This is a genomic window from Spirillospora sp. NPDC049652 (assembly GCF_040675125.1).
Taxonomy (GTDB): Bacteria; Actinomycetota; Actinomycetes; order Streptosporangiales; family Streptosporangiaceae; genus Spirillospora.
The window spans coordinates 1-2,867 of sequence record NZ_JBFAOF010000909.1; the positions used below are offsets into that span (position 1 = coordinate 1).

The window sequence follows — 2,867 nt, forward strand, 5'->3', positions numbered from 1 at the left end:
GCCCAGTCGGCCAGCTCGTCGGCGGACGGCGGGTCGCCCTGGAACTCGCGCAGCATCGGCAGCAGCTGGGTGAAGTGCCCGCTCAGCCGCTCCTTCGCGCTGTCCGGGCCGTGCCCTCCGGTCAGCGGCTCCCAGCCGCCCTCGGGCGTGACCTCCACGACGGAGAACGTCGGCGGCAGCATCACCACGCCCGGATGGGTCCGGCAGGCGTGCCGCGCCTCCGCCTCCACCTGCTCCGGCACCGTCCCCGGGATGGGCCCGAAGGCGGTCAGGTTCAGCCGCATCTGCGCCTCCCAGAACCCGGCGGGGGCGGCCGGGTCGACCGGGTGCCCGCGCAGCGGCGACCACGGCTCGTCCGGCGGCTCGGCGTCGCTCGACCGGGGCGGCTCCATGCCGCCCGAGTTGATCAGGACGAACTTCTCGATCCGGATGACGCGGTAGCGGCGGTCGCCGATCTCCCACTCGTCCTTCGGCAGCGGCTCGCCCTCCTCCGGGTCGAGCCGGTCCGCCGCGGCGAGCATCGCCCGGACGGTCGTCGGGTCGGTCTCGCGCCGCACCCCGCACCCCGCCGGCCCCTCCACCGCCCCGGCCGTCTTCCGCAGCGTCGCCGCCAGGTCGATGCGCGCCGAGGACGGGTCGCCCGCGCCGCTGCACAGCACCGACCACCGGTCCCCGGCCTGCTCGGCGCTGCCGAAGTCCGGCGATCCGCCCGGCAGCATCTTCGGGAAGGCGCGGATCCGCTCGCCGAGGTCGGCGTCGCGCATCGCCGCCATCGGCTCCAGGTCCGTGCTGACGTTGATGGTGTCGAAGCCGCGCATCAGCGGGAACGCCTTGACGCTCACCGCCGGTCGTCCCGTTCGCGAGTGTCCATGAACTCATGGTGACGCGGGCCGCACCCTTCGTGCCCGCGAATCCGGGAAACGGTCCGGATCCCCGGAAGGCCGGTCAGTCGTCCGCCGGGCGGCGGGAGAACCAGGCGGCGGTGAGCGCCCCGGTGACGTTGTGCCACACCGAGAAGATCGCCGCGGGGAGCGCCGCGAGCGGGCTGAAGTGCGCGGTCGCCAGCGCGGCGGCGAGCCCGGAGTTCTGCATCCCGACCTCGAACGTCAGCGCCCGGCTGCCCCGCTCGCCGAGCCGTCCGGCGCGTCCGGCCAGGTAGCCGAGCAGCAGGCCGAACCCGTTGTGCAGGACGACCGCGAGGAACACCACGCCCGCCGCCGACGTGATCGCCTTCGCGCTGCCCGCCACCACGATCGCCACGATCACCCCGATCGCCGCGACCGACACCCACGGCAGGGCCGGGGCCAGCCGCGCGACCAGCCGGTTCGCGACCGTCCGCAGCACGAACCCGGCCACCACCGGGACCAGCACGGTCTTGAGGATGTCGGTCACCATCGACTCGGCGTGCACCGGCAGGAACTCGCCCGCCAGCAGCAGCGTCAGCGCCGGGGTGAGCAGGGGCGCGAGCAGCGTGGACACCGTGCCGATGGAGACGGCGAGCGCGACGTCGCCGCGCGCCAGGTACGCCACGACGTTGGACGCGGTCCCGCTCGGCGCGCAGCCGACCAGGATCACCCCCGCCGCCAGCTCCGGCGACAGCCCGAGCGCGTTGGCGATCAGCCAGCCCAGCCCCGGCATGATCACGTAGTGCGCGGCAAGCCCGATGCCGACCGCCCACGGCCGCCGCGCGACGCCGCGGAAGTCCTGCCCGGTCATGGTCAGGCCCATGCAGAACATGACCACGCCCAGCAGGTACGGCACCGCCTCCTTCCCGGCGCGCAGGGTGTCCGGCATGAGCAGCCCGAGCCCGCCGGCCAGCAGCACGAGGAGGGGGAAGACGGTCACGGCGCGGCGCGCCCCCGGGGCCGGCGCGGTGTCCCCCGGTGTGGGCGTTTGTTCTGTCTGCACCCGTCTGAGGAAATCGGCTCCGCCCGGCGCGGCGCAAGATGATCTCCGCGACCTGACGTAATCCTGGCCCGTCTTCTCCGACTTCTCGGCGTTACGGCCCCCGAGGAGAGAGGAGGTGGCGTGGACGAGCGCGAGGCCAGATTCACCCGCCTCTACGAAACGCACTACCGCAGCGTGTTCGGTTACGTCGCGCTGCGCGTCGAGCGCCATGCCGTGGAGGACGTCACCGGCGAGGTGTTCGCGGTCGCCTGGCGCAAGGCCGACGAGATCCCGGAGCGGGCGCTGCCGTGGCTGCTCGGCGTGGCGCGCAACCTCGCCCGCCAGTCGCACGGCTCCACCGACCGCGCCCGGCGCCTGGTCGACCGGCTGGCCGTCCTCACCGAGTCCGCCGCCCCGGTGGACGCCGCCGACGGCGTCATCGCCCGCGACCAGGCGCTCGCCGCGCTGGCGGCGCTCTCGGCCAAGGAGGCCGAGGCCGTCACCCTGACGGCGTGGCACGGGCTCGAACCCGCCGAGGCGGCGCGCGTCGCCGGATGCACCCGGGCCGCGTTCCTGGTCCGGCTGCACCGGGGACGCCGCCGGCTCGCCAAGGCCCTGGACGCCTCCGGCGACGCCCTGGACGCCTCCGGCGACACCTGGGACACCGCCTCCGGCGGCGGCAGGCCGTCGGTCTCCGGCGGTGCGAAGGGCGCGGCCGCCGTCGGCGGCGGGAAGCCCGAACCGGTCGTCCGCCCCCGAGTCAGTACGGAGAAGTTGTGAAGAACGACCAGGTCAACGCAGTGATCAACGCGCTGCGGCCGGCGGTGGACGACCTCGCCGACGCCGCCTACGAGCGCCGTCCCGACCCGTCCCGCCTGCGCGCGCCCGACGTGGCGAAGGCGACGCGGCACCGCCGCCCCGTCCGCGGGCTCGCCCTCGGCCTCGGCGCGGTGACGGCCGCCGGGGCCGTGGCCGTCGCC

General features: G+C 75.0%; 4 protein-coding genes. 2 read left to right on the forward strand and 2 right to left on the reverse strand.

Going from position 1 to position 2,867, the window contains the following annotated elements; translation table 11 throughout:
* The coding region (locus tag AB0J52_RS34710) for a DUF5954 family protein (protein ID WP_500187134.1) at positions 1 to 842 on the reverse strand (842 nt) is incomplete at its 3' end.
* 103 nt (positions 843 to 945) lie between these two features.
* Positions 946 to 1,845, reverse strand: coding sequence for a bile acid:sodium symporter family protein (locus AB0J52_RS34715; RefSeq protein ID WP_500187137.1), 900 nt, complete (start codon positions 1,843 to 1,845; stop codon positions 946 to 948).
* A 183-nt stretch (positions 1,846 to 2,028) separates the two neighbouring features.
* Here AB0J52_RS34715 and AB0J52_RS34720 point away from each other — a divergent pair, with 183 nt between their 5' ends.
* Together AB0J52_RS34720 and AB0J52_RS34725 are read left to right on the forward strand one after the other, a co-directional pair.
* Complete coding sequence (locus tag AB0J52_RS34720) at positions 2,029 to 2,667, forward strand: RNA polymerase sigma factor (protein WP_500187135.1); 639 nt, start codon at positions 2,029 to 2,031, stop codon at positions 2,665 to 2,667.
* On the forward strand, positions 2,664 to 2,867 hold a 204-nt coding region (locus AB0J52_RS34725; RefSeq protein ID WP_500187136.1), incomplete at its 3' end, for a hypothetical protein. The genes AB0J52_RS34720 and AB0J52_RS34725, both read left to right, overlap by 4 nt.